1 protein-coding gene is annotated in these 316 nt (G+C 70.9%); it reads right to left on the bottom strand.

Annotated elements, in window-relative coordinates; translation table 11 throughout:
• Positions 1-7 precede the first annotated feature (7 nt).
• The coding region (locus CH42_RS00055; protein ID WP_239683883.1) for a Ykof family thiamine-binding protein at positions 8-316 on the bottom strand (309 nt) is incomplete at its 5' end.

Below are 316 nucleotides of genomic sequence, written 5' to 3' on the forward strand. Positions count from 1 at the left end.
GCATCGCTCAGTTCCGGGTCGGCGACGGGCTGGTGCTCGACGGGCCGTTGATCGACGGGCCGTTGATCGACGGGCTGTTGACCGACACCGTGAGGTGCGTCACCACGTGCTGCACCGCCTCGCCGACGCCGATCCACGCGTTCGCCGCGGTCTGCAGCACGGCGGCGAGATCGCCGTCGAGCCGTGTCGCGTAGTGGTCGGATCCCGAGTACACGCCCGCGGCCTTCGCCTCTTCGATCGCCGCGTAGATGGGCGCCATGTGGTCGACGGCGGGGCTGTTCTCGGAGCCGGGACCGCTGTCGGAGCCGGGATCGCC

Source organism: Leucobacter musarum subsp. musarum (assembly GCF_001273845.1).
Classification (GTDB): Bacteria; Actinomycetota; Actinomycetes; order Actinomycetales; family Microbacteriaceae; genus Leucobacter; species Leucobacter musarum.